Source organism: Faecalimonas canis (assembly GCF_054601575.1).
Genome location: NZ_BAAHSI010000021.1, coordinates 61,542 through 84,332, shown reverse-complemented (window position 1 = coordinate 84,332; position 22,791 = coordinate 61,542). Strand labels below are relative to the sequence as shown.

Sequence of the window (22,791 nt, the reverse complement as noted above, 5' to 3'; positions counted from 1 at the left end):
ATTAAAATTGGAGCAGGATTTAAACCTGCTCCAATTTTGATATGTCAGAATTAATGATAAGTGAATAATTTGTATGATAGATAACAAATCCCGGTTTTGCTTTTGCCGGTTTTTTAACGTGCTTTTTCTCGATATAATCGATTTCCACTTTTTCATTTCCCCGATTTTTAGAATAATATGCGGCAAGTCGGCCGGCTTCCTCGAAAGTGCGGTCGGGAAGTTCTTCTCCATTTGTTTTTACAATAACATGAGAGCCCGGGACTCCTTTTGCATGAAACCACCAGTCATTTCCAACGGCAAAGTGGAAGGTAAGTTCTTCGTTTTGCATATTGTTTTTTCCGACATACATATGAAAACCGTCACTGGAAATATAATGTAGAGGTTTGTTTGTGATTTTTATCTTCTTTTTCGTGAATTTACGTTTCACATACCCTGCCTCAATCAACTCTTCCTTAATTTGCAAAAGATCATCTTCACTTAACGCAATGTCAAGAGCGTTACTTACCGATTCCAGATAAGTAATGTCATCTTTTGTTTCCTCAATAAGTTCGCTTAATGCCTCAAAAGTACGTTTCTGTTTATTGTATTTATCAAAATATTTTTGAGCATTTTCCATAGGTGTTTTCATAGTGTCAAGTGGAATGGTAATCATTTCATTTGTGTAATAATTGAGAGCCTCCAATTGCTTTGCACCTTTTTCTATATTATATCCGTATGTGTGAAGAAGTTCACCGTATACTTTATATTTCTCGCGATTTTCCGTATCACGAAGTTGCTTTGTCTGTAGAGCATATTTTTTGCGATTTCGTTCGAGTGCAGTTTGAACAACGCGCCGTAAATCAGAAGATTTCTGGCGAATGCGGGTAATGGTGTTTTTGGTTGAGTAATATGTTTCCAATAGTACGGAAACGGATTCAAAAGTCTTTACCTCATACTGATTGTAATGTGAAATCGGAAGACAGGAAAATTCAACAGGTTCTTGTCCACGATAGTAAATGACAGGGTGGAAGTTTCCTTCTTTTACCGATTCAAAATAAAGGGAAAATTGATTGAAAAAGTGCAGAAACATATCGTCTGACAAATCTCGTGGAGTTATCTCCGAAGGGATTCCTGATAAATGACAGATTTCTTCTGCGATAATCGGGCTGATTCCGGTAAAGGAAGTATAGACAGCCTTCCCAAGTGGCATTGGTTTATCTGCCAGAAGAGTATGAAATTCCTCTTTAGTTACGGTAAGCGGATTATGTCTTTCCATTGTGTCGGGAATAAAATATGTGCGTCCCGGAAGAACTTCACGCACGGAACTCATCTGAGCGGAAACATGCTTGATACTGTCAATAATCATCCCTTTGTCATTGCAGAAAATAATATTACTATGTTTCCCCATAATTTCCACAATTAACTGTTTTTTACACAAATCTCCAAGTTCATCTAAATGCTCGATGTCAAAACAAATAATTCTTTCCAGTTTTGGCTGATAAATATTAGTAATTCGTCCGTTATTAATATGTTTTCTTAAAAGCATACAAAAGTTAGGAGCGGTCATAGGACTTGGTTTGTTTGTATCGGTTAGGTAAATAAGCGGAAGTGACGCACTGGCTGAGAGATAAAGCCTTTTCTGTCCTTTTGGTGTCTTTATTGTCAAAAGCAGTTCATCGGCTTCAGGCTGTGCGATTTTATTAATTCTCCCGTCTTTTAAAGTCGTATTTAATTCTTGTACGATAGTTGAAATGGTAATTCCATCGAAAGCCATAAGTTCAATCCTTTCTGCTGTTATTTAAACATTTACCGATCTAGTATAGCATGACTTTATTCATGAGTAAATGAATTGACGATAGTTTCCAAATAGATTATAATAAAAGTTAGCATTGCAATAGAATAAACGATAAGAGGGTAATAAAATGATAAAAAGCATGACGGGTTTCGGAAGATGTGAGATTTCCGAAGCAGAGCGTAAGTTTACGGTAGAATTAAAAGGGGTAAATCACAGATATTTAGATGTAAATATCCGTATGCCGAAAAAGTTGAATTTTTTTGAAGCATCTATTCGTAATCTGTTAAAAAAATACGCACAGAGAGGAAAAGTGGATATTTTCATTACATATGAAGATTTTTCAGAAAATCAGGTTTCTTTAAAGTATAATGAAACATTGGCAGAAGAGTACTTGAAGTATTTTAAGCAGATGGAAGAGAAGTTTTCTCTTGAAAATGATATTCGTGTATCTACACTTTCACGTTATCCGGAAGTACTGACAATGGAAGAGCAGATGATGGATGAAGAGGAAATATGGAATGTGCTTGAGAAAGCGTTGGAAGGTGCATTTTCGCAGTTTGTTTCCACAAGAATAACGGAAGGGGAAGCATTAAAAAAAGACCTTCTTGCAAAATTAGATGATATGCTCGTGCTTGTTGATAAAGTGGAGAAACGTTCTCCTGAAATTGTCGTTGAGTATCGGGAAAAATTAGAAGAAAAAGTGAAGGATCTGTTGGCGGATACACAAATTGAAGAATCACGAATTGCATCAGAAGTAGTGATTTTTGCTGATAAAATTTGTACGGATGAAGAAACTGTCAGATTGAGAAGCCATATAGCGCATATGAAAGATACTTTGGAATCGGCAGAAGGAATCGGAAGAAAACTAGACTTTATTGCTCAGGAGATGAACCGTGAGGCAAATACGATTTTGTCTAAGGCGAATGATTTGGAAGTATCAAATTATGCTATTGATTTGAAAACGGGCATAGAAAAAGTGAGAGAGCAAATTCAAAATATTGAGTAAAGGATGAAGAAGATGAAGAGAAAAGGAATTTTAATTGTTGTATCCGGTTTTTCGGGAGCTGGCAAAGGAACGGTAATGAAAGCACTTTTAGAACGCTATGATAATTATGCGTTATCTATCTCTGCTACAACGAGAAAGGCCCGTGAGGGAGAGCAGGATGGAAGAGAATATTTTTTTAAAACTGTTGAAGAGTTTGAAAAAATGATTGCGAAAGATGAATTAATAGAGTATGCTAGATATGTAGGTAATTATTATGGCACTCCACGTGCTTATGTAGAAAAACAGTTGGAAGCAGGAATGGACGTTATTCTGGAAATTGAAATTCAGGGTGCATTGAAAGTAAAAGAAAAGTATCCTGAAACATTACTTCTCTTTATCACACCACCGAATGCCAAAGAACTTGAAAGACGCTTAATCGGACGAGGAACAGAAACAATGGAAGTGATAGAGTCCCGCATGAAACGTGCGGCGGAAGAAGCGGAAGGAATGAGTGCTTATGACTATATTGTCGTGAATGACAGTTTGGATATTTGCGTGGAAGAGATGCATAATATTATACAGAGCGAACACAGTAGAGGATTTCGCAATGAAGATTTGATGAATCAAATAGAAGAAGAATTAAGAGGAGAAGCGAAAGGAGAATAAGATTATGTTACACCCATCATATACAGATTTGATGAAAGTAGTAAACCAAGATGTAGAGGAAGGTGCAACAAAGATTGTAAATAGCCGTTATTCTATCGTACTTGCAACGTCTAAGAGAGCAAGACAGATTATTGACGGAGATACACCTTTAGTTCCTACAAAGGACGGAGAAAAACCGTTATCCATTGCCATTGACGAATTAAACAATGCAAAAATTAAAATTGTTGCAGAAGATTCAGAACAATAAAAAAGCAAAGGGCAGATGCCAGAAGGTATCTGCCCTGTTAGGTATAGAGGAGAAAACAAATGAACATATTATTTATTTCACTTGGGTGCGATAAAAATCTGGTAGATACGGAGGTAATGCTCGGTCTTTTAGCGTCTAAGGGACATCAGATGGTTGATGATGAGAGGGATGCCGATGTCATTGTAATTAATACGTGCTGTTTTATTCATGATGCGAAAGAAGAAAGCATTCAGAATATTTTAGAAATGGCAGAATTGAAAAAGGAAGGACGTTTGAGAGCACTTATTGTAACCGGATGTCTTGCACAGAGATATAAAGAAGAAATTATTGAGGAAATTCCGGAAGTAGATGCGGTTTTAGGGACAACTTCTTATGATAAAATATTGGATGCCATTGATGAAGCGTTGAAAGGACATCATCATGTGGAAATGGCGGATATTGATGCACTTCCGTATGTAGATACAAAACGTCTTGTAACGACGGGAGGACATTTTGCTTATCTGAAGATTGCAGAAGGGTGCGACAAGCATTGTACATACTGTATTATTCCGAAGATACGCGGAAACTTCCGAAGTGTTCCGATGGAAAGACTGATAAAAGAGGCGGAAGAACTGGCGGAACAGGGTGTTAAAGAATTAATTTTAGTTGCACAGGAAACAACTCTCTATGGAAAAGATATTTATGGAGAGAAATCTTTACATAAATTGTTAAAAGAATTATGTAAAATTGCAGGAATCCAGTGGATTCGTATTTTGTATTGTTATCCTGAAGAAATTACGGATGAATTGATTCAGGTAATGAAAGAGGAAAAGAAAATTTGTCATTACTTGGATTTACCTATTCAGCACGCAAGTGATGAAATATTAAAACGTATGGGAAGACGTACATCAAAAGCACAGTTAAAGGAGATTATTGGTAAACTTCGTGAAGAAATTCCTGATATTACTCTTCGTACAACGTTAATTACCGGTTTTCCGGGAGAAACTGAAGAACAGCACGAAGAATTAATGGAATTTGTGGATGAAATGGAATTTGACCGTTTAGGTGTATTCACTTATTCTCCGGAAGAAGACACTCCTGCTGCACTTATGGACAATCAGATTGAAGAGGAAGTGAAAGAGGACAGACAGGCTGAGTTAATGGAATTACAACAGGATATTGCGTTTGATTTGGCGGAAGATATGATTGGAAAAGAAGTGCTTGTTCTCATTGAAGGAAAAGTGGCAGATGAGAATGCTTATGTGGGAAGAACGTATAAGGATGCACCGAATGTGGATGGACTTATCTTTGTCAATACAGAGGAGGAATTGATGTCGGGAGATTTTGCGAGAGTAAAAGTGACGGGTGCGTTAGAATATGATTTGATAGGAGAGATTATATAATGAATTTACCAAATAAGTTGACAGTAGTAAGAATGATAATGATTGTCCCGTTTGTTATATTTATGTTAAATGCGGGAATTGCCGGAGATGCAAGCAAATGGATTGCCGTAAGTATTTTTATTGTGGCAAGTTTGACTGATTTGTTGGATGGAAAGATTGCAAGAAAATACAATCTTGTTACAAACTTCGGAAAATTCATGGATCCGCTGGCAGATAAACTGCTTGTCTGTTCAGCAATGATTTGCCTTGTAGAAATGGGAAAACTTCCGGCATGGATAGTTATTATTATTATTAGCCGTGAATTTATTATCAGTGGTTTCCGTTTGGTTGCATCTGATAATGGAATTGTTATTGCAGCAAGTTACTGGGGAAAATTTAAGACAACATTTCAGATGCTTATGGTTATTTTCTTAATTATTGATTTAGGAGGAGTGTTTGCTACGGTGGAAACGATTTTGATTTATGTTTCCCTTGCATTGACAATTATTTCCCTTGTAGACTATATTGCTAAAAATAAGCAGGTTTTGACACAGGGTGGTATGTAAAATGGAATTAGAGGAACAGGTTGTTCATAAACTGATTGAAAGAAAATGGACAATAACAACGGCAGAGTCATGTACGGGTGGTCTTTTGGCAGGAAGAATTTTAAATGTGTCGGGAGCGTCTTCCGTATATGAGGAAGGTCATATTACTTATTCAAATGCGGCGAAGGAAAAGATTTTAAATGTTTCCCATGATACACTTGAAAAATATGGCGCAGTCAGTGCTGAAACAGCAAAAGAGATGGCTGTGGGTGCGGCAAAGACAGCAAATGCCAATGTAGCTCTCAGCACAACAGGGATTGCAGGTCCTACCGGTGCGACAAAAGATAAACCGGTAGGATTGATTTATGTAGCCTGTTTCATTTGCGGGCAGGTTTATGTCAGGGAATTACATTTGAAAGGAAAAAGGGAAGAAAATCGCATCAAGACAGTGGAAGAGGTGTTGAAACTCTTTTTGGAAACTCTTTCCCAAAATGAAAAAAAGGTATAGTCATATTTAACAATGTTTTCTAAAAATCGGGTAAACTATAGCGTAGATTGTCGAATTATAAAAAAATATGAAAAAAGTTATAGACGAAAAGATAAGTTTGTGAGAGAATAAAGTTATATATGGTGTTAAAGATATAACAAACACTGTTAAAGAAAAAATCATACATAATTGAAAGGAGTTTTATCATGATTTATTCACATGAAGTACAAACAATGTGTCCAGTTGCTCAAGGCGTTAATCACGGACCAGCTCCAATCCCAGAAGAAGCAAAATGGGTAAAAGCAAAAGAAGTAAAAGATATTTCAGGTTTAACACACGGTGTGGGCTGGTGTGCACCTCAGCAGGGAGCCTGTAAATTAACATTAAACGTAAAAGACGGTATCATTCAGGAAGCGTTAGTAGAAACTATCGGATGTTCAGGAATGACTCACTCAGCAGCGATGGCTTCTGAAATTCTTCCGGGAAAAACAATCTTAGAAGCATTGAACACAGACTTAGTTTGTGATGCTATCAACACAGCAATGAGAGAATTATTCTTACAGATTGTTTACGGACGTACACAGAGTGCATTCTCTGAAGACGGACTTCCAGTAGGAGCAGGTCTTGAAGATTTAGGAAAAGGACTTCGTTCTCAGGTTGGTACAATGTACGGAACATTAGCAAAAGGACCTCGTTATCTTGAAATGGCTGAAGGTTATGTAACAGGTATCGCTTTAGATGAAAATGATGAAATTATCGGATACCAGTTCGTAAGTCTTGGAAAATTAACAGACTTTATTAAAAAAGGCGATGACCCTAACACAGCATGGGAAAAAGCAAAAGGACAGTATGGTCGTGTTGCTGATGCTGTTAAGATTATCGATCCAAGAGCAGAGTAAGAGAAGGAGGACGTAAAAATGGCATTATTTGAATCATATGAAAGACGTATTGACAAAATCAATAGCGTATTAAATAGTTATGGTATTGCTTCTATTGAAGAAGCAGAAAAAATCACAAAAGACGCTGGACTTAATGTTTATGACCAGATTAAAGGAATCCAGCCAATCTGTTTTGAAAATGCTTGCTGGGCTTACATTGTAGGTGCTGCAATCGCAATCAAAAAAGATTGTAGAAAAGCTGCTGACGCCGCTGCTGCAATCGGAGAAGGGCTTCAGGCTTTCTGTATTCCGGGTTCAGTTGCTGACCAGCGTAAAGTTGGTTTAGGACATGGTAACTTAGGAAAAATGTTACTTGAAGAAGAAACAGATTGTTTCGCATTCTTAGCAGGACACGAATCATTCGCTGCTGCTGAAGGTGCAATCGGTATTGCTGAAAAAGCAAACAAAGTTCGTAAAAAACCATTACGTGTTATCTTAAATGGTCTTGGAAAAGACGCTGCACAGATTATCTCAAGAATCAACGGATTTACATTTGTTGAAACAGAGATGGATTACTATACAGGAGAAGTGAAAGAAGTATTCAGAAAATCATACTCTGACGGACTTCGTTCTAAAGTAAACTGCTATGGTGCTAATGATGTAACAGAAGGTGTTGCAATCATGCACAAAGAAGGTGTTGATGTATCTATCACAGGTAACTCAACAAACCCAACTCGTTTCCAGCATCCAGTAGCAGGTACATACAAAAAAGAATGTATCGAACAGGGTAAAAAATACTTCTCAGTAGCATCTGGTGGTGGTACAGGACGTACACTTCATCCGGATAACATGGCAGCAGGTCCTGCTTCATACGGTATGACAGATACTATGGGACGTATGCACTCTGACGCTCAGTTTGCCGGTTCTTCATCAGTACCTGCTCACGTAGAAATGATGGGACTTATTGGTGCTGGTAACAACCCAATGGTTGGTATGACAGTTGCTGTTGCAGTTTCTATTCAGGAAGCAGCAGAAGAAGGAAGATTTTAATTAGGATTATAATAGATAAAGGCACATCATATTGATGTGTCTTTTTCTGTATGAAAAGGGGTGGGAAAATGAAAAAAATATGGGAAAAGGACGGATATATTATTCGTCAGGCAGAAGAAAAAGACAAAGAAGCGTATTATGAGCAAAATTTCAATCCGCTGGATAAGGAGGTTGCCCGATTTACTGGTTGTAAGGAAACATTCACGAGAGAAGAAGTCCTCTCTTTTTATGAAAAATGTTTAATCTCCGAGGATAGATACGATTTCCTTATTTTTTCACCGGAGGGAAAAATTATAGGTGAAAGTGTCATTAACGATATAGATTGGAAAGTAAAGAGTGCGAATTATCGCATTTGCATTTTTCATTCTGTAGAAAGGGGGAAAGGAATTGGAAGTTGGGCGGTGAAAACGGCAATTTGTTTTGCATTTGAAGAATTAAAACTGCATCGTTTAGAATTGGATGTCTTTTCCTTTAATGAGAGAGCAAAACACTTATACGAAAAAAGTGGATTTAAAGTGGAAGGTATCCGCAGAGATGCGGTTTTAGATGAGGGAAAATATGCAGATGATATTTTCATGTCTATTTTGGAAGTTGAATATAGTAAAAATAGATAAAAATACTATTGAATCATGTGAAAATAAATAAAAAAGTAATAATACCCTTTTCTTTTTTTGTGTCATGTGATACAATTGTAACAAATTGCATTTGATATATGTGGATGTAATCGATAAAATACACAAAAAGAAAGGAAAAGTTATGAAAAAGAAACAAGTAGTTAGTTTACTGTTAGCAGCAACCCTTATGGGTTCGAGTGTTTTTTCAGGAATAGCAACCCTTGATGTTTCAGCAGCGACAAAAGAAGGTGTAACAGCAGAAGATTTAGCAGACAATAATACAAATGCACCTGAAAAAGACAAAGTAATACCAAGTGCCAACCAGTATAAATATCAGAAAGATGAATTGGCAGCATTTTGTCATTTCGGTATGAACACTTACACCGGTAGTGAGTGGGGAAATGGAAAGGAGAAACCGGAGCAGTTTGCATTGAAAAACGATTTTGATGCAGAAACAATGGTAAAAACACTTCATGAAGCTGGATTTAAGAAGTTAATTGTTACGGCTAAACATCATGACGGATTTTGTATTTGGCCAAGCAAATATACAGAACACGATTCACAGAAAGCAGGATATAGTGGTGATGTTTTGGCAGAAATCTCGACGGCTTGTACAAAATATAATATGGACATGGGGTTATATCTCTCACCTTGGGATGTGAATGCTAAAAGTTACGGTTATTATGATAAAGACGGAAAACCACTTTGTGATAAGAATGGAAAGCCACTAGATAATAAGTCTTGGGAAGAAGTTGAGGCGTTGGATGTTGACGACTATAATGAATACTATAACAATCAGTTAAAAGAGATTTTAGGTAATAAAAAGTATGGAAATAATGGTCGTTTTGTAGAAGTATGGATGGATGGAGCGAAAGGTTCCGGTTCAGCAGTCCAGAACTATACATTTGAAAAGTGGTTTGATACAATTCAACAATACGAAGGAAAAAAAGGAGAACAGAAAGATGATTGTCTTCTGTTTGGTGCGGAGGCATACACAACAGTACGCTGGATTGGAAATGAGAACGGATATGCTGATTCGGAAACATGGTCAAAATCAAATGTAGATAAAAAGAAAAATACAATTGACAGCAATACAAAAGATGGTTATACAAAAGGATTTGTAGACGGTAATCAGTGGACTGTTCCGGAAGCAGATGCTCGTATCACATCAGGATGGTTCTGGGGAGAAAGCAAAAAGACTCCAAAGGATATGAAGGCATTATCAGAAATGTATTTCCGTTCTGTAGGACATAATGCACCGTTATTATTAAATGTTCCGCCAAATAAAGAAGGAAAAGTGGATACGGCTATCTTAAATCGTGTATCTGAATTTGGAAAAGCCATTAAAGATACGTTTAAAAACAATTTGGCAAAAGATGCTAAAGTAACAGCAAGTACAGTACGTGGAAATGATAAAAAATTCTCTCCACAAAATGTATTAGACGGAAAAGATGATACATATTGGACAGTTGATGATGACAAAAAAACAGGTACTCTTACCATCGACTTAGGTGGATTGAAAACATTTGATGTTGTTTCAGTTGAGGAATCTATTGAATTTGGACAGAGAATTGGTTCATACAAAATCGAGTATCAAACAGAAAGCGGAGAATGGAAGAAATTTGACGAAGGCAAGACAATCGGAGCGAAACGTTTGGCTAGAAAAAATGCTGTAAAAGGTAAAAAAGTTCGTATTACAGTAACGGCAGATGAGAAAGCAGAGCATAAAGTGCCAATGTTAAGCGAAATCGGTGTGTACAAAGCGACAGACGATATGGCTTTAGGAAACGGTATTCCGGAAGGCTTGACTATAACCGATGACAGACAGTTTACAGCAAATGGTTGGACACAGGAAACTAACGAGCAGTTTATTGAAGGCACAGGGATGTGGTGTAAACCAAATGCACAGGCAGAAGTTAAGTTTACAGGAACAAAGGCATGGTTAGTCGGAACAATTGATAAAAGCCATGGACCTGCAGATATTTATATTGATGGTCAGAAGGTAGCATCTATCAATACAAATGGGGCAACAAGAAAATTAGGACAAAGAATTTTTGAATCTGAAACTTTGGAAAATAAAGAACATACGTTAAAGATTGTAAACACAGGAACAGGCAATCAGGCAATCGGCATTGACGCATTACTTTCATTAAACAATGGCGGAAAAGGTATGTTAGATATTGAATATCCTTCTTACCGTGTAAATGAAGCAAGTAAAGTGCCGATTAAGGTAAAACGTGTCGGAGGAGCAAAAGGCGAAGTAAAGGTAACATTCCAAGTAAATCCGGGTAGTGCATGGCAAGATCACTTTAATGCAGACGGAAATATGGAATTAGTATTAAAAGATGGAGAAACAGAAGCAGAGGCATATGTAACGACAAAACGTGTTCCGGCAAAAACAGGTGACTTATCTTTTACAGCAGAATTAGTAAATCCAACAAATAAAGTGCTTACAGGATTTAATACCCCTACACGTATTACAATTGCGGACTCGGAAGAGTTTGACAAATCGGCATTATTGAAAAAGTTAGATGAAGTGAAGAAAGCAAATTATCAAGAGGGAAACTACACTGACGCAAGTTATAAAGCATTACAGGATGCAATTCAGTTTGCGGAAAAAGTAGCGAAAAAAGCAAAACCATCTGCACAGGAATGTGCTGAAGCAGTCGGAAAATTAGATGCGGCAGTCAGAAGTCTTGCAAAGAGAGCAACATATACAGAAAAAGACCCATATCAACTTCCAAAGAGAAAGGGTGGTAAGAAGAACTTAGAAGCGGAACACTTTATTTTAGATAAAGGAACATCTGCAGCAGATAAATATGTTCGTGTACAGCAAGATACAACTGCAAGTAACGGAGCAAAAATAGGCTGGTTTGAGGAAGGAAATAAAATTAAACTTCCATTCTACGCAGCCAAAGAAGGAACATATACATTTAAGGCAAAATTGCAGAGTGGAAGAAACGCAGATAATCCAAATGCATTAAATTGGTCAGGGACAAATGTAGAATTAGGAAAACTTGATGTACATAATGATGGAAAAGATAAAGAATTTAAAGAGGTAACTTTTGACGTAAAAGTTACGAAAGAAGGAGCGGGAGAACTTGTTTTCACAGCAGATTCAAAAGGTTCGCCGAACTTGGATAAATTTGAAGTAACTGCAAAAGAAGTTGCTATGGGTAACTTCGATATTACTGCATCGGCAGGAGAAAACGGAACAATTTCACCTTCAGGAACAGTAAATGTGGCTGAAGGAACAGATAAAGAATTTACAATGAAGCCAAATGCAGATTATATGGTAAAAGATGTATTGGTTGACGGTGAATCAGTAGGTAACGTCTTAAAATATGCATTCAAAGATGTAGATGCCGCTCATACAATTAAAGTCGAATTTGAAAAAGAAAAACTTACAGCAGACAATCGTTTTGAATTCCCTCTAAAAGGTGAAAAGAGATTAGAGGCGGAAAGACTTGAGTTACACAATGTAGGTGGTAATGACGAACAGTGGAAATTGGAAGTTAAGGCTGATAATTGGGCAAGTAATGGAAAATTCGTCAACTCTTTAAACAAAGATGACGAAATCAAATTATATTACAATGCAGAAAAAGCAGGTGACTATGCGGTTATTGTTACTTACAGAAGCGGTTCGGCAGAAAACGGATTTTCATGGAGTGAAAAAGACGGAAAAATCGAAGCCGGAAGTGCGACAGTAGGAGCAACTGACGGAGCAAAAGCAACACATGAAAAAGAAATTACATTTAAAGTAAAGACAGCGGGAGAAGGTGTGTTGACAATCAAAGGCGGAGAAAAAGGAGCACCGCAGATTGATCAATTTGATATTGTAAGTCCTGAATTAATTACATTTGAGTTAGAAAAAGCAATTGCAGACGCAGATAAGATTGTTCTTGATGAATATAAAGACGGAGCAGCAAAAGACGCATTTGTAAAAGCATTAAAAGATGCAAAGGATATTCTGGCAAAAGCACAGGAAGGAAAATGCACACAGGAAGAAATTGCAAATGCAACACAGACATTAAGAGATGCAATGGAAAAATTGGAGGACAAAGATCAAGTTCCTGCAACAGATAAGAGTGCATTGAAGAATGCTATCGATAAGGCAAATGGAATCGACCTGAAAAAATATCAAGACGGTTCTGAAAAAGAGGTATTTGTCAAAGCATTAGATAACGCAAAAGCGGTTTATGCAAATGACAAAGCAACAGAAGAGGAAATTGCAAAAGCAACATTAGAGTTAAATACAGCAATGGACAAATTAAAACCGATTGATAATTCTAACGGCGGAAATAACGGAAATACAGGAAACACCGGAAATGCCGGAAATAGCGGAAGTGGAGAACAAAATGGAAACGGACAAACTTCGTTAGGAAATAATAATCAGAAACCAACCGCACCTGTTAAAACAGGAGATACTACAGAACCATTTGGTTATATGGCAGGAATGGCAGCAGGACTTATGGCTATTGTGGCAGTTCTTAGAAAAAGAAAATAATGTATAAAGAGAAAAGGCAGAAGAAAAATCTTCTGTCTTTTCGGCTTTTAGTTGAACATTAGTTTGGTTATATGGTATACTCATAACGAGGTGAAACTATGCTGAATAAAAGAGAGTTCCTGAAAGAGTACAATATCACGGACGAGGAGTTTTGTGAGGCGGAAATGGAATGGAATGAATTGGAAGCCATTTACGATAATTATAAAGAAATTGAGGATAAGTTGAGGAAACTTGGAAAAGAATTTGTCAATGATTATCTGTATGATATAGAACGTGCTGGTATACATTCTTACCGCTATAGAACGAAAGCGGCGGGACATTTAATAGAAAAAATTATCCGTAAGAGAAGAGAGTCACGAGAAAAATACGCTGGAATTAACAGGGACAATTATTATAAATATAATACCGATTTAATCGGGATTCGTGTGCTTTTCTTATATCGCGAGGATTGGATACATTTTCATAAATATATCACAACTATTTTTGAAAATAATCCGGACTGCTATGTTGTGGACCGACTTCATGATTTTGATGAAGATATTACGCACAACTATATTGCAGAACGCCCGAAAGTATACAAACGTTCGGGAGATAGCCGTATTTATGATGAGAATCTGATTGAGATTAAGGCGGGCGGAATTTACCGTTCTCTTCACTATATCATTAAATACAAGGGATACTACGTGGAAATTCAGGGAAGAACACTTTTTGAGGAAGGCTGGAGTGAGGTTGATCATGATATTGTTTATCCGTATTTTCAGGATGATGCAATGCTGAAAGACTTTTCTACCCTGCTTAATCGTTTATCGGGAATGGCGGATGAAATGAGTTCTTATTTCAGAAGAATGAAGATGGAAAGAGAAGCCGAACGGTTTCTGAAAGAAGATTAATGAAAACAATGCTTATATAGATCCATAATAGGTTGGACGTTTCTACAAACTACCGTAATAGTTTACTATAAGCCTTGCAAAAGGCAGCAGACTATCTATTGGTAGTTTTTTGTTGCCGATAAAACAAGAATGGAGGAAATATATGAGTACATTTGTATTAAAAGGAAACATTTGTTTTAGCAAAAATCAAACAGAACTTGTAACGAAGGAAAAGAGTTATCTTTTCTGTGAGAATGGAATTTGTAAAGGAGTATTTACAGCATTACCGGAAAAATATAAAAATTTACCGCTTTGTGATTATGGAAATAAAATTATTATTCCTGGTTTAATTGATTTACACGTCCATGCTCCACAGTATACATTTCGCGGATTAGGGATGGATTTGGAACTTATTGACTGGTTAAATACGCATACATTTAAAGAAGAAGCAAAATATGGACAATTGGAATATGCGGAAAAGGCATACGAAATTTTTGTAAATGATTTAATGAAAAGTGCAACAACCCGTGCTTGTATTTTTGGAACAATTCATACTGAAGCCACGTTGAAGTTAATGGAAATGCTGGAAAATCGAGGATTTAAAGGGTATGTTGGAAAAGTGAATATGGACAGAAATAGTCCTGAAGAACTGTGTGAAGAAAATGCGGACATTTCGGCAAATCAGACGGTAGAGTGGGTAAAGGAAGCGAAAAGGCGTTTTCATAAAATAAAACCGATTTTGACACCGAGATTTATCCCGACCTGCTCGGATGATCTGATGAAAAAATTGGCGGACATACAGGAAAAATATCAATTACCTATGCAGTCGCATTTATCAGAAAATATGGGAGAAATTAATTGGGTACAGGAACTTTGTCCAAACACAAAATTTTATGGAGAGGCATACGACCAATTCGGAATGTTTGGAAACAAATATCCGTCTATTATGGCACATTGCGTACACAGTACGGAAGAAGAGATGCAATTAATGGCAAAGCAAAATGTATTTATTGCACATTGTCCACAGTCAAACACGAACCTCTCTTCAGGTGTTGCACCAATCCGAAAATATTTGGATATGGGAATTAAAATGGGATTGGGAAGTGACGTGGCAGGCGGATTTGATTTATCCATTTTAAGAGCAATGGCTGATGCGGTGCAAGTTTCAAAATTAAGATGGAGATTGTTGGATACAAATCTTGCTCCGTTGAAGATAGAAGAGGCATTCTATTTAGCAACAAAAGGCGGAGGACAATTTTTTGGAAAAGTGGGAAGTTTTGAAGAAGGATTTGAGTTTGATGCAGTTGTTTTGGATGATTCTCATTTACGGACAATGCGGAAACTAACTGTGAAAGAACGAGTGGAACGCCTTATTTATTTGGCAGATGAAAGATGTGTAGTTGATAAGTATATTAATGGTGAAAATGTGAAATAAGTGTGAAAGGGGACGTAGTATTTTTAAGTTTTACTACGTCCCCTTTCACACTTATTCTGTTACAAATATGAATTTGACTTCGCCGTCCATATCTTCAGAAATGCCGGAGAAGTTTTTGTAATTTTTAGAACTGTCTAAAATAGTATTTACTTTATCTAAAAGTCCATCAATATCACCGTCAAATACACTGACAAGTTTTTCAATTCCTTCTTTGTTGAATTTGATCATACCGTCATTTAAAGCGACAGCACCGGAGTCAAGTTTTTTCACACCGTCAATGAGGGCGGAAGAGCCTTGGTTTAATGTGTTTAATCCGGAAACAAGGGTGCCGGTACCGGAGTCTAATTGAGAAGCGCCGGCTGAAAGTTTTGAAGCTCCTTTGTATAGTTCTTTTGCACCGGAGTTTGCAACTGCCATTTTTTCATTTAAGATAGAAGCACCGTTATTTACCTGAGAAGCACCGGAAGCGAGTTGATTTAATCCATTTGCTAAACCGTTTTTTCCACCGATACCTTCACGAAGTTGTGATGTTCCGTTTTTGAGAGAAGAAACACCACCATTTACCTGTGCAATTAAACCTGATTTAGAGTCTGTAATTTTTTTATCTAATTCTTTTGCGCCTTGTGCTAACTGAGTTGTTCCGGCGTTGAGTTTTGTCATATTGCCTGCTACTTTATCTACAATAGCGCTTGTTGTTTGTGTTCCGATAACAACCTGTTTTAAAAGTTCCTGTGTTCCTGTTAAAGTCTTTTTTTGCTCAGATATTTGAGTTTGGATTTGTTTGTCTAACTGAGCAGCGGAAGATTGGCGAGCCTGTTTGTCTTTTTCAAGAGAAGTAATACTTTCCTGAATGGAGGCTTTTACATCTTCAGGAAGGTCATCCCGCTTTAACAATTCGTTTAATGAGGCGATTGCCTTTTCACCTTCACCGTTACCTTTAGCAACCTTGTCGGCAGATATTGTTATGTTGGATGATGACTGTATATTTTTCGCCAATGTATCTGCGGCGGTTGCAGTATCTTTTGCGATTTTACTTAAACTTTTTCCGCCTGTTTCAGCAGTACCTTTGTTCATTACATCGTTTACGGCTGAAACGCTTGCTTTTAATCCGGGTTGAGCGGAAGTGAGAGGATTGTTTAATCCGGCATCTAACTGTTGAATACCCTGTGCAAGTGCCTGCATTCCGGGTGTTAATTTGTTCTGCATATCCGCAACTCCGTTATCTAATTGAACAGCGCCTGCAAGCAATACGGAAGAAGTTTTTGAAGATGCAGAATAAAGTCCTGCCTTTAATTGAGAAGCACCTGTCTGTAATGAGTTTGTGCCTGTCTGTAATTGAGCAGTACCATTTGCTAAACTTTGCGTACCGCTTACAAGAGATTTACTTCCCGATGCGAGAGAAGAAGTCCCCTTTTTCAAAGTGTTTCCTCCGTTTACTAACTGATGGATGCCTTCTGTTAATGTGCCTGAAGAGGAGAGAAGAGTATCCAACCCTTTTCTTAATTCGCCTGAACCGTCAACTAACTTGTTTGCCGAATCCTGAAGTGTTTTCATCGAATCTTCTAATTCAGAAAGGCTATCAAATTTATCTGTTTCTAAATCATTGAAAATATCATTTGTTGCGATTGTTATACCTTCTGAAAGTTCGTAATTTTTTACGTCTGCTTCCACTTCAAAATAATCAGGAATATCCAATTCATTTACATTAAACTGTTCTTTAAGAGCAGGGATTCCCATGCCTAAAATAACATCACGATCACCGTCAGAAAGTATCTTTGCGTTTGTTAATGCTACATTGGAAATCTTGTCTGTATCAAAAATCAATCCGGTTACCATTGCAAAAGGAACATATTCACTTTCGGAATTAGTTTCATTTATATATTGGTAACGCATCACTAAATGTCCGCTTTTACCTTGTAATTCTTTGGCGGTAATTTCTTTTCCGTCTAAAGTATAAGTAACTTTTATTCCGACAGGTAAAGGTTCTTCGGTCGTTCCTTGATAGCAGATGTCTTTATCGTTTGTATCCCAAAGAAGAGCATCCTGCTTTTTAGAAAATTTTTCTTCTCCTTTAACATTTTCAATATTTTTTAAAAAGGAAGTGTCTTTTAACTGCCCTATATTATCAATGTTTTTTAACTGATCGGAAACAGTGATGGAAGAAATATTTCCGTTTTCATCAATTTTTGCATATACCGTTTCAGATTTAAAAGGTTTTATATTAGAAGAATTTTTTGTGGAAATTTCTTCAGAAGCAGTATTTTCTGTGGTTTCTGTTGTTACAGTTTTATCATCCTGCGCATAAGAAGGGGAAACAACTCCTAAACTTCCTACAACTAAAGCACTGGCAGTAGCGATTGCTACGAGGGTTTTATAATCTCTGTTTTTCATATTTATTACCTCCTAAAAATTAAGCATTTGCAGAAGCCTCTTGTTTTGCTTCGATTTTTTTCAAATTCATTTCTTTTGTAGTTGAACAGATTACTTTATCAAATACCATCAGAGCAGACGGTAAAATAAAGATAACAGTCAGCATACTGATGATTGCACCACGAGCCATTAATGAACAGAGTGCGGAAATCATATCAATGTCTGAATAAAATCCGACACCGAATGTTGCGGCAAAAAATCCGAGTCCGGATACAATAACGGAACTGATGGAAGAGGAAAGAGCGATATAAATTGCTTCTTTTTTTGCTTTTCCTTTACAGCGTTCTTTTTTGTATCTTGTCGTCATTAAGATGGCATAGTCAACTGTTGCTCCCAACTGGATTGTACCGATAACAATGGAAGCGATAAACGGCATTTTTGTTCCGGTAAAATAAGGAATACCGAGGTTGATGAAAATGGCAAATTCAATAACGGCAACTAGGATAACCGGAAGCGAAATTGACTTAAATACAAATGCAATAATAATGAAGATAGCAACGATAGAAATCGCACTAACAACTTTAAAGTCTTTATCTGTAATTGTAATCAAATCTTTTGTACACGGTGCTTCTCCGATTAGCATGGCGGAGCGGTCATGACTTTTAATAATTTTATTTAATTCAGTACATTGTTTATTTACCTCATCTGTAGCCGCCTTATATTCAGACTGTACCAGAATCAACTGCCAGTCCCCCTGTTTTAATGTATCTGTTAATTCAGACGGAACAACATCACGAGGAATAGATGAACCAAGAAGACTGTCAAGTCCGAGTGCAAATTTTACACCTTTTACATCTGACATTTCATTCAACATTTCTTTTGCTTCTTTTGGTGGTAGTTCTGCATCTGCAAGAACCATATGTGTAGCATTCATATCAAATGTATCGCTTAATTTTTCGTTTGCTTTGATACTGTCCAAATATTTAGGCAAAGTAGCATCCAGATTATAGTAAACTTCTGCTTTTGTATATCCCCATATAGCAGGAAACAATAAAATAAGAAAGATTACTGCAAATGTTTTGTAATGATTTGTGACAAAATGCGATATTTTATCCATATTTGGTATCAGTGAGCGGTGTGATGTTTTTTCAATCCATTTATCAAAGGTTAAAATGAATGCCGGAAGAATTGTTACACAACTGATTACACCGAAAACAACACCTTTTGCCATAACGATACCCAAATCTTTACCGAGTGTGAAACTCATAAAGCAAAGAGCAATAAATCCGGCAACAGTTGTTACGGAACTTCCCAGTACAGAAGAAAATGTGTTGGAAATGGCGTGTGCCATAGCACGTTCTTTATCATTTGGGAAACGTTCCTGATTTTCCTGGTAACTGTGCCAAAGGAAAATAGAGTAATCCATCGTGACACCTAACTGGAGAACTGCGCTCAGCGCCTTTGTAATATAAGAAATTTCTCCTAAGAAATAATTACTTCCCATGTTATATGCAATTGCTATTCCGATACTTAACATAAAGAAAACCGGAAGTATCCAGCAGTTCGTGCATAACGCAAGAATAATGGAAGTAAGTACAACTGCGATTAAAACATACATCGGTGTTTCTTTTTCCGATAAATTTTTAATATCGGTAACGACAGATGACATACTGCTCAAATAACAATGTTTGTTTGTTACTTTTCTGATTTCTGTGATAGCGTCCATCGTATCGTCGGCAGAAGTTGTGTCATTAAAGAAAATAGCCATTAAAGTAGCATTATCTTTTTGAAAAACATCTTTGATTTTATTTGGAAGGGCATCAATCGGAATAGAAAGGTCTGCAAGCGAATCGTACCAAATGACGTCGGCAACACCGTCCACATCTTCTATTTTCTTTTTAACATCGGATACTTCTTTTGTACTCATGCCTTCCACAACTTCCATGGCGAAAGCGCCTTTTCCAAAATCGTTCATTAAAATGTCCTGTCCCTTCATTGTATCAATATTATCGGGCAGATAATACAGAATGTCATAGTTGACTCTGGTTTTTAAGTATCCTAAAGCGGAAGGGATTAAAAGTAAAAAACCTAAGATTAAAATGGTAACTCGGAATTTTACTATTTTTTTTCCTGCTTTAACCATAAATAATTCCTCCTTTAAATAAACATGACTACCAGTCACTTTTTTGAATATAAAAAGTATACAGCGAAAATGACTAAAAGTCAATAATTTTACAATAAAAAGTTGACTAAAAGTCATTTTAAATTTATAATGAAAGAAACAACGGATAAAAGAGGGAGATAGAAATGGGAAAAGTTGAAGAAAACAAACAACAGAAAGAAGATGCGCTTTTTGAAAGCGCCTATGATTTATTTATGACAAAAGGTATTTCCAAAACGTCCATCCATGATATTGTGCAAAATGCGGGAGTGGCAAAAGGGACGTTTTATTTATATTTTAAAGATAAGTATGAGATACGAGATAGGCTGATTGCTAAAACGGCGAGTAAATTATTTCATGCGGCAAATAGAGAATTGGAAAAAGAACAGATTCCGGAATTTGAAGATAAAATAATTTTCATTGTAGATTATGTATTGGATGAAATGCAGAAAAATAAAGCAGTGTTACAGTTTGTATCAAAAAATTTAAGTTGGGGCATTTTTAGACAAGCAATTGAGAGTAAGGAAGAAAAAACAGGAGTTAAAGAATTATTTTACAGATTATTAGAAAAAACGCCGGAAGTAAAATTACAAGCACCGGAAACAATGTTGTTTCTTATTATAGAGTTGGCAAGTTCTACATCATACAGTACGATATTGGAAAATGATCCGATTAGTTATGAAGAATTAAAACCGTATTTAAATGCAAGTATTCGGGCGATTATAAGAAATCATATGTGTTAATCAAAATTGGGGACGTAGTGAAATTGAAAAATACTACGTCCCCAATTTTGATTAACTATGTCCCAAACTAGAGAATGCCCTGTCCCTTTTTGAACTTACTTAGAAGAAATCCTTTAAAATCAGCCTTTTTAGACAAAAAGATATGTTACTAAAAATTTGTGAGTGTTTACACTGTGTTTTAGGCGTTTTTACATGGTTTGGAATATGATTCTTAGAAAAAGGGACAGGGGGGCACGAAAAAAGGGACGGGGTAAATCTTAATAAGGGACGTAGCATTTCCTAATTTTACTACGTCCCCAATTATTATTCTCTATATCGGTTGAAGCAAGCATATATTTCTTGAGGGCGAGGAAGTGCAAGTCCTAAAGAAACATAAGAAGCGTCGCATATAGAAGAAAGCCCTTTTGTTTTTATTCGTTTTGTCAACTCGGTAACGATTTCTTGAACAGTCTGTTTGCTTTTGCTGTAATGCAAAATGGTGTATTTTAATAAATGAGCAAGACAGGCTGTCTGTTCAGCATCAATAAGTTGCTCTACATAGCGCAAATCCACAGTTTGTCTATCAATCTGAAATGCGTCTTTTCCGAGAAACTTTAATTTGATTCTATCATTTGGACGGAAGTTTGTTTCTTTTGAAAAAAGCGTCCTTTGAAAATGCGCTATTCTATAGTTTGGTGCAAAAAGGGAAGGTGCGGTTGTCATACTGCATTTTTCTTTTACTGTATCGGTTATTTCTTTTGTGTGATAGCAATCCATCTGTAAGATAGTATCAGCCGCATAAAAGTATGCCCCCGAACTTCCTGCAACAAGAATAGTTGAAATACCGGATTGTTTGTATAAATCAGTTACGCGTTCTAAAAATGGTGTGATCGGCTCTTTGTCACGAGTAACAATGTTTTGCATAAGTTCATCGCGTACCATAAAGTTTGTGGCAGATGTATCTTCGTCAATCAAGAAGAGTTCGCTGCCAGCCTCTATTGCCTCAACAACATTGGCAGATTGAGATGTACTTCCGCTGGCGTTTTCCGTAGAAAAATGAAGGGTATCTTTTTTGTTTGGAAGATCATTGATAAAAAGGGAAATATCCGTGTTTTTAATGCAACGACCATCCTCTGCACGAAGTTTTACGGCAGTATCATTTGTAATGACATATTCTCTTCCGTCACCTTTAATATGGTTATACACACCTGCTTCAATAGCATTTAATAATGTAGATTTTCCGTGATAACCGCCTCCGACAATAAGGGTAATTCCTTTTTTTAATCCCATTCCGGATATTTTTCTTCCGCGAGGCAGAGAAAGTTCTATGAGAAGGGAAGAAGGACTTTCAAAGGAAATGGCGTTTTTTAACGGTTTATCTGAGATGCCTGATTCTCTCGGAAGGATAGAGCCGTTTGCAATAAAGCAAACTAAATGTTTTTTTGTTAATTGTCTTCGGATGGCAGTTTGGTCTTCTGCGAGATGAATAACGGAAAGCACTTCCTGAGCGTTTAATTTTTTATAGTAAAATACGGATTCAATACATTTCGGAAGAAAGTCAAAAAGAATTTTTTCTAATTCGGTTGCATTTATAGTTCTTCCGTTAGCGACAAATCCGATTTCAAGGCGAATGATAATTTCTTTATCGGTAAATTCACAAGCGGTTCTTTCTAAAATTTTCTGACCGCATTGGCTGGTAGAAATAAGACCGCTTTTTCCGGAACCCTTCACTTTAAAACTAAATGTGGAAATCTTTTTGGAAAAAAGGCGGAGCAAATAGTCTTGAAGAGCGATTTTTTTATCATATCGGTCAAAATATTCAGTAGGAAATGCGGCAAGACGGTGAGGAATGCGAACGCTTACGGCAGAAGGGGAAGCGAATGGGTCACCTTGCACATGGTCTATGGATAATGTATAGTTTTTAAAATCGTAAACACCTTTTAATGATTTGTAGGCCGGATAACTTTTACGATGAATGGATGCTAATTGTTTTTGTAATTTGTACATAGTTAAACTCCTTTTTGTTGGAAAAATTATTCTATTACAGTATAATGAAAAAACAAAAAGAAAACAAGGGCGTGTCTTATTTGACAGAAGGTAATAATATGTTTATTATGGAA

General features: G+C 36.7%; 17 protein-coding genes and 1 riboswitch. Of the genes, 13 read left to right on the top strand and 4 right to left on the bottom strand.

The annotated features are described in order from the left end of the window. Positions 1-19: 19 nt before the first annotated feature. On the bottom strand, positions 20-1,753 hold the full coding sequence (locus ACYPXO_RS06685; protein WP_459639837.1) for an Rqc2 family fibronectin-binding protein: 1,734 nt from the start codon (positions 1,751-1,753) through the stop codon (positions 20-22). Positions 1,754-1,901: 148 nt separating this feature from the next. Here ACYPXO_RS06685 and ACYPXO_RS06680 point away from each other — a divergent pair, with 148 nt between their 5' ends. The 12 genes from ACYPXO_RS06680 (at position 1,902) to ACYPXO_RS06625 (ending at position 15,418) form a co-directional block, all read left to right on the top strand. After that, positions 1,902-2,780 (top strand): YicC/YloC family endoribonuclease, encoded by an 879-nt coding sequence (locus ACYPXO_RS06680; protein WP_459639836.1) that lies wholly within the window; start codon positions 1,902-1,904, stop codon positions 2,778-2,780. Positions 2,781-2,792: 12 nt separating this feature from the next. After that, positions 2,793-3,425 carry a guanylate kinase gene (gmk, locus tag ACYPXO_RS06675; RefSeq protein ID WP_459639835.1) on the top strand — a complete coding sequence of 211 codons (633 nt, stop codon included), beginning with the start codon at positions 2,793-2,795 and terminating at the stop codon, positions 3,423-3,425. 4 nt (positions 3,426-3,429) lie between these two features. Beyond that, on the top strand, positions 3,430-3,672 hold the full coding sequence (rpoZ, locus tag ACYPXO_RS06670; protein WP_459639834.1) for a DNA-directed RNA polymerase subunit omega: 243 nt from the start codon (positions 3,430-3,432) through the stop codon (positions 3,670-3,672). Positions 3,673-3,731: 59 nt separating this feature from the next. Beyond that, a complete protein-coding gene (gene rimO / locus ACYPXO_RS06665) occupies positions 3,732-5,054 on the top strand; it encodes a 30S ribosomal protein S12 methylthiotransferase RimO (RefSeq protein ID WP_459639833.1) in 1,323 nt (440 codons plus the stop codon). Further along, positions 5,054-5,599, top strand: coding sequence for a CDP-diacylglycerol--glycerol-3-phosphate 3-phosphatidyltransferase (gene pgsA, locus ACYPXO_RS06660; RefSeq protein ID WP_459639832.1), 546 nt, complete (start codon positions 5,054-5,056; stop codon positions 5,597-5,599). Before rimO ends, pgsA begins: the two co-directional genes overlap by 1 nt. 1 nt (position 5,600) lies before the next feature. Further along, complete coding sequence (locus ACYPXO_RS06655) at positions 5,601-6,086, top strand: CinA family protein (RefSeq protein WP_459639831.1); 486 nt, start codon at positions 5,601-5,603, stop codon at positions 6,084-6,086. A gap of 185 nt (positions 6,087-6,271) precedes the next feature. Beyond that, positions 6,272-6,964, top strand: a complete 693-nt coding sequence (locus ACYPXO_RS06650; RefSeq protein ID WP_459639830.1) for an iron-sulfur cluster assembly scaffold protein — start codon at positions 6,272-6,274, stop codon at positions 6,962-6,964. Between the two features lie 18 nt (positions 6,965-6,982). Beyond that, complete coding sequence (locus tag ACYPXO_RS06645; protein ID WP_459639829.1) at positions 6,983-7,993, top strand: GGGtGRT protein; 1,011 nt, start codon at positions 6,983-6,985, stop codon at positions 7,991-7,993. A gap of 68 nt (positions 7,994-8,061) precedes the next feature. Beyond that, on the top strand, positions 8,062-8,607 hold the full coding sequence (locus ACYPXO_RS06640; protein WP_009460934.1) for a GNAT family N-acetyltransferase: 546 nt from the start codon (positions 8,062-8,064) through the stop codon (positions 8,605-8,607). Positions 8,608-8,749: 142 nt separating this feature from the next. Continuing rightward, positions 8,750-13,114: an alpha-L-fucosidase gene (locus ACYPXO_RS06635; protein ID WP_459639828.1), complete on the top strand. Its 4,365-nt coding sequence runs from the start codon at positions 8,750-8,752 to the stop codon at positions 13,112-13,114. Positions 13,115-13,212: 98 nt separating this feature from the next. Further along, complete coding sequence (locus ACYPXO_RS06630; protein WP_459639827.1) at positions 13,213-14,004, top strand: GTP pyrophosphokinase; 792 nt, start codon at positions 13,213-13,215, stop codon at positions 14,002-14,004. Beyond that, a riboswitch (purine riboswitch) is annotated at positions 13,997-14,092 on the top strand. Its footprint overlaps the gene before it by 8 nt. 54 nt (positions 14,093-14,146) lie before the next feature. Beyond that, positions 14,147-15,418 (top strand): amidohydrolase family protein, encoded by a 1,272-nt coding sequence (locus ACYPXO_RS06625; RefSeq protein ID WP_459639826.1) that lies wholly within the window; start codon positions 14,147-14,149, stop codon positions 15,416-15,418. A gap of 51 nt (positions 15,419-15,469) precedes the next feature. On the opposite strand, the gene ACYPXO_RS06620 is transcribed toward ACYPXO_RS06625, so the two are convergent. Together ACYPXO_RS06620 and ACYPXO_RS06615 are read right to left on the bottom strand one after the other, a co-directional pair. Next, entirely contained in the window at positions 15,470-17,809 is a 2,340-nt protein-coding gene (locus ACYPXO_RS06620) for a hypothetical protein (RefSeq protein WP_459639825.1), read from the bottom strand. Between the two features lie 19 nt (positions 17,810-17,828). Then, positions 17,829-19,931: an efflux RND transporter permease subunit gene (locus ACYPXO_RS06615; RefSeq protein WP_459639824.1), complete on the bottom strand. Its 2,103-nt coding sequence runs from the start codon at positions 19,929-19,931 to the stop codon at positions 17,829-17,831. A 164-nt stretch (positions 19,932-20,095) separates the two neighbouring features. On the opposite strand from ACYPXO_RS06615, the gene ACYPXO_RS06610 reads away from it, so the two are divergent. Beyond that, positions 20,096-20,692: a TetR/AcrR family transcriptional regulator gene (locus ACYPXO_RS06610; RefSeq protein WP_459639823.1), complete on the top strand. Its 597-nt coding sequence runs from the start codon at positions 20,096-20,098 to the stop codon at positions 20,690-20,692. A gap of 303 nt (positions 20,693-20,995) precedes the next feature. Here the strand turns inward: ACYPXO_RS06610 and ACYPXO_RS06605 are convergent, their stop codons facing one another. Further along, on the bottom strand, positions 20,996-22,678 hold the full coding sequence (locus ACYPXO_RS06605) for an ABC-ATPase domain-containing protein (RefSeq protein ID WP_459639822.1): 1,683 nt from the start codon (positions 22,676-22,678) through the stop codon (positions 20,996-20,998). Between the last annotated feature and the right edge of the window lie 113 nt (positions 22,679-22,791).

What these genes read in the sequence shown, in the direction of transcription:
- ACYPXO_RS06685 (WP_459639837.1), bottom strand. Translation starts at nt 1,753, where the DNA reads ATGGCTTTCGATGGAATTACCATTTCAACTATCGTACAAGAATTAAAT.
- ACYPXO_RS06680 (WP_459639836.1), top strand. Translation starts at nt 1,902, where the DNA reads ATGATAAAAAGCATGACGGGTTTCGGAAGATGTGAGATTTCCGAAGCA.
- gmk (WP_459639835.1), top strand. Translation starts at nt 2,793, where the DNA reads ATGAAGAGAAAAGGAATTTTAATTGTTGTATCCGGTTTTTCGGGAGCT.
- rpoZ (WP_459639834.1), top strand. Translation starts at nt 3,430, where the DNA reads ATGTTACACCCATCATATACAGATTTGATGAAAGTAGTAAACCAAGAT.
- rimO (WP_459639833.1), top strand. Translation starts at nt 3,732, where the DNA reads ATGAACATATTATTTATTTCACTTGGGTGCGATAAAAATCTGGTAGAT.
- pgsA (WP_459639832.1), top strand. Translation starts at nt 5,054, where the DNA reads ATGAATTTACCAAATAAGTTGACAGTAGTAAGAATGATAATGATTGTC.
- ACYPXO_RS06655 (WP_459639831.1), top strand. Translation starts at nt 5,601, where the DNA reads ATGGAATTAGAGGAACAGGTTGTTCATAAACTGATTGAAAGAAAATGG.
- ACYPXO_RS06650 (WP_459639830.1), top strand. Translation starts at nt 6,272, where the DNA reads ATGATTTATTCACATGAAGTACAAACAATGTGTCCAGTTGCTCAAGGC.
- ACYPXO_RS06645 (WP_459639829.1), top strand. Translation starts at nt 6,983, where the DNA reads ATGGCATTATTTGAATCATATGAAAGACGTATTGACAAAATCAATAGC.
- ACYPXO_RS06640 (WP_009460934.1), top strand. Translation starts at nt 8,062, where the DNA reads ATGAAAAAAATATGGGAAAAGGACGGATATATTATTCGTCAGGCAGAA.
- ACYPXO_RS06635 (WP_459639828.1), top strand. Translation starts at nt 8,750, where the DNA reads ATGAAAAAGAAACAAGTAGTTAGTTTACTGTTAGCAGCAACCCTTATG.
- ACYPXO_RS06630 (WP_459639827.1), top strand. Translation starts at nt 13,213, where the DNA reads ATGCTGAATAAAAGAGAGTTCCTGAAAGAGTACAATATCACGGACGAG.
- ACYPXO_RS06625 (WP_459639826.1), top strand. Translation starts at nt 14,147, where the DNA reads ATGAGTACATTTGTATTAAAAGGAAACATTTGTTTTAGCAAAAATCAA.
- ACYPXO_RS06620 (WP_459639825.1), bottom strand. Translation starts at nt 17,809, where the DNA reads ATGAAAAACAGAGATTATAAAACCCTCGTAGCAATCGCTACTGCCAGT.
- ACYPXO_RS06615 (WP_459639824.1), bottom strand. Translation starts at nt 19,931, where the DNA reads ATGGTTAAAGCAGGAAAAAAAATAGTAAAATTCCGAGTTACCATTTTA.
- ACYPXO_RS06610 (WP_459639823.1), top strand. Translation starts at nt 20,096, where the DNA reads ATGGGAAAAGTTGAAGAAAACAAACAACAGAAAGAAGATGCGCTTTTT.
- ACYPXO_RS06605 (WP_459639822.1), bottom strand. Translation starts at nt 22,678, where the DNA reads ATGTACAAATTACAAAAACAATTAGCATCCATTCATCGTAAAAGTTAT.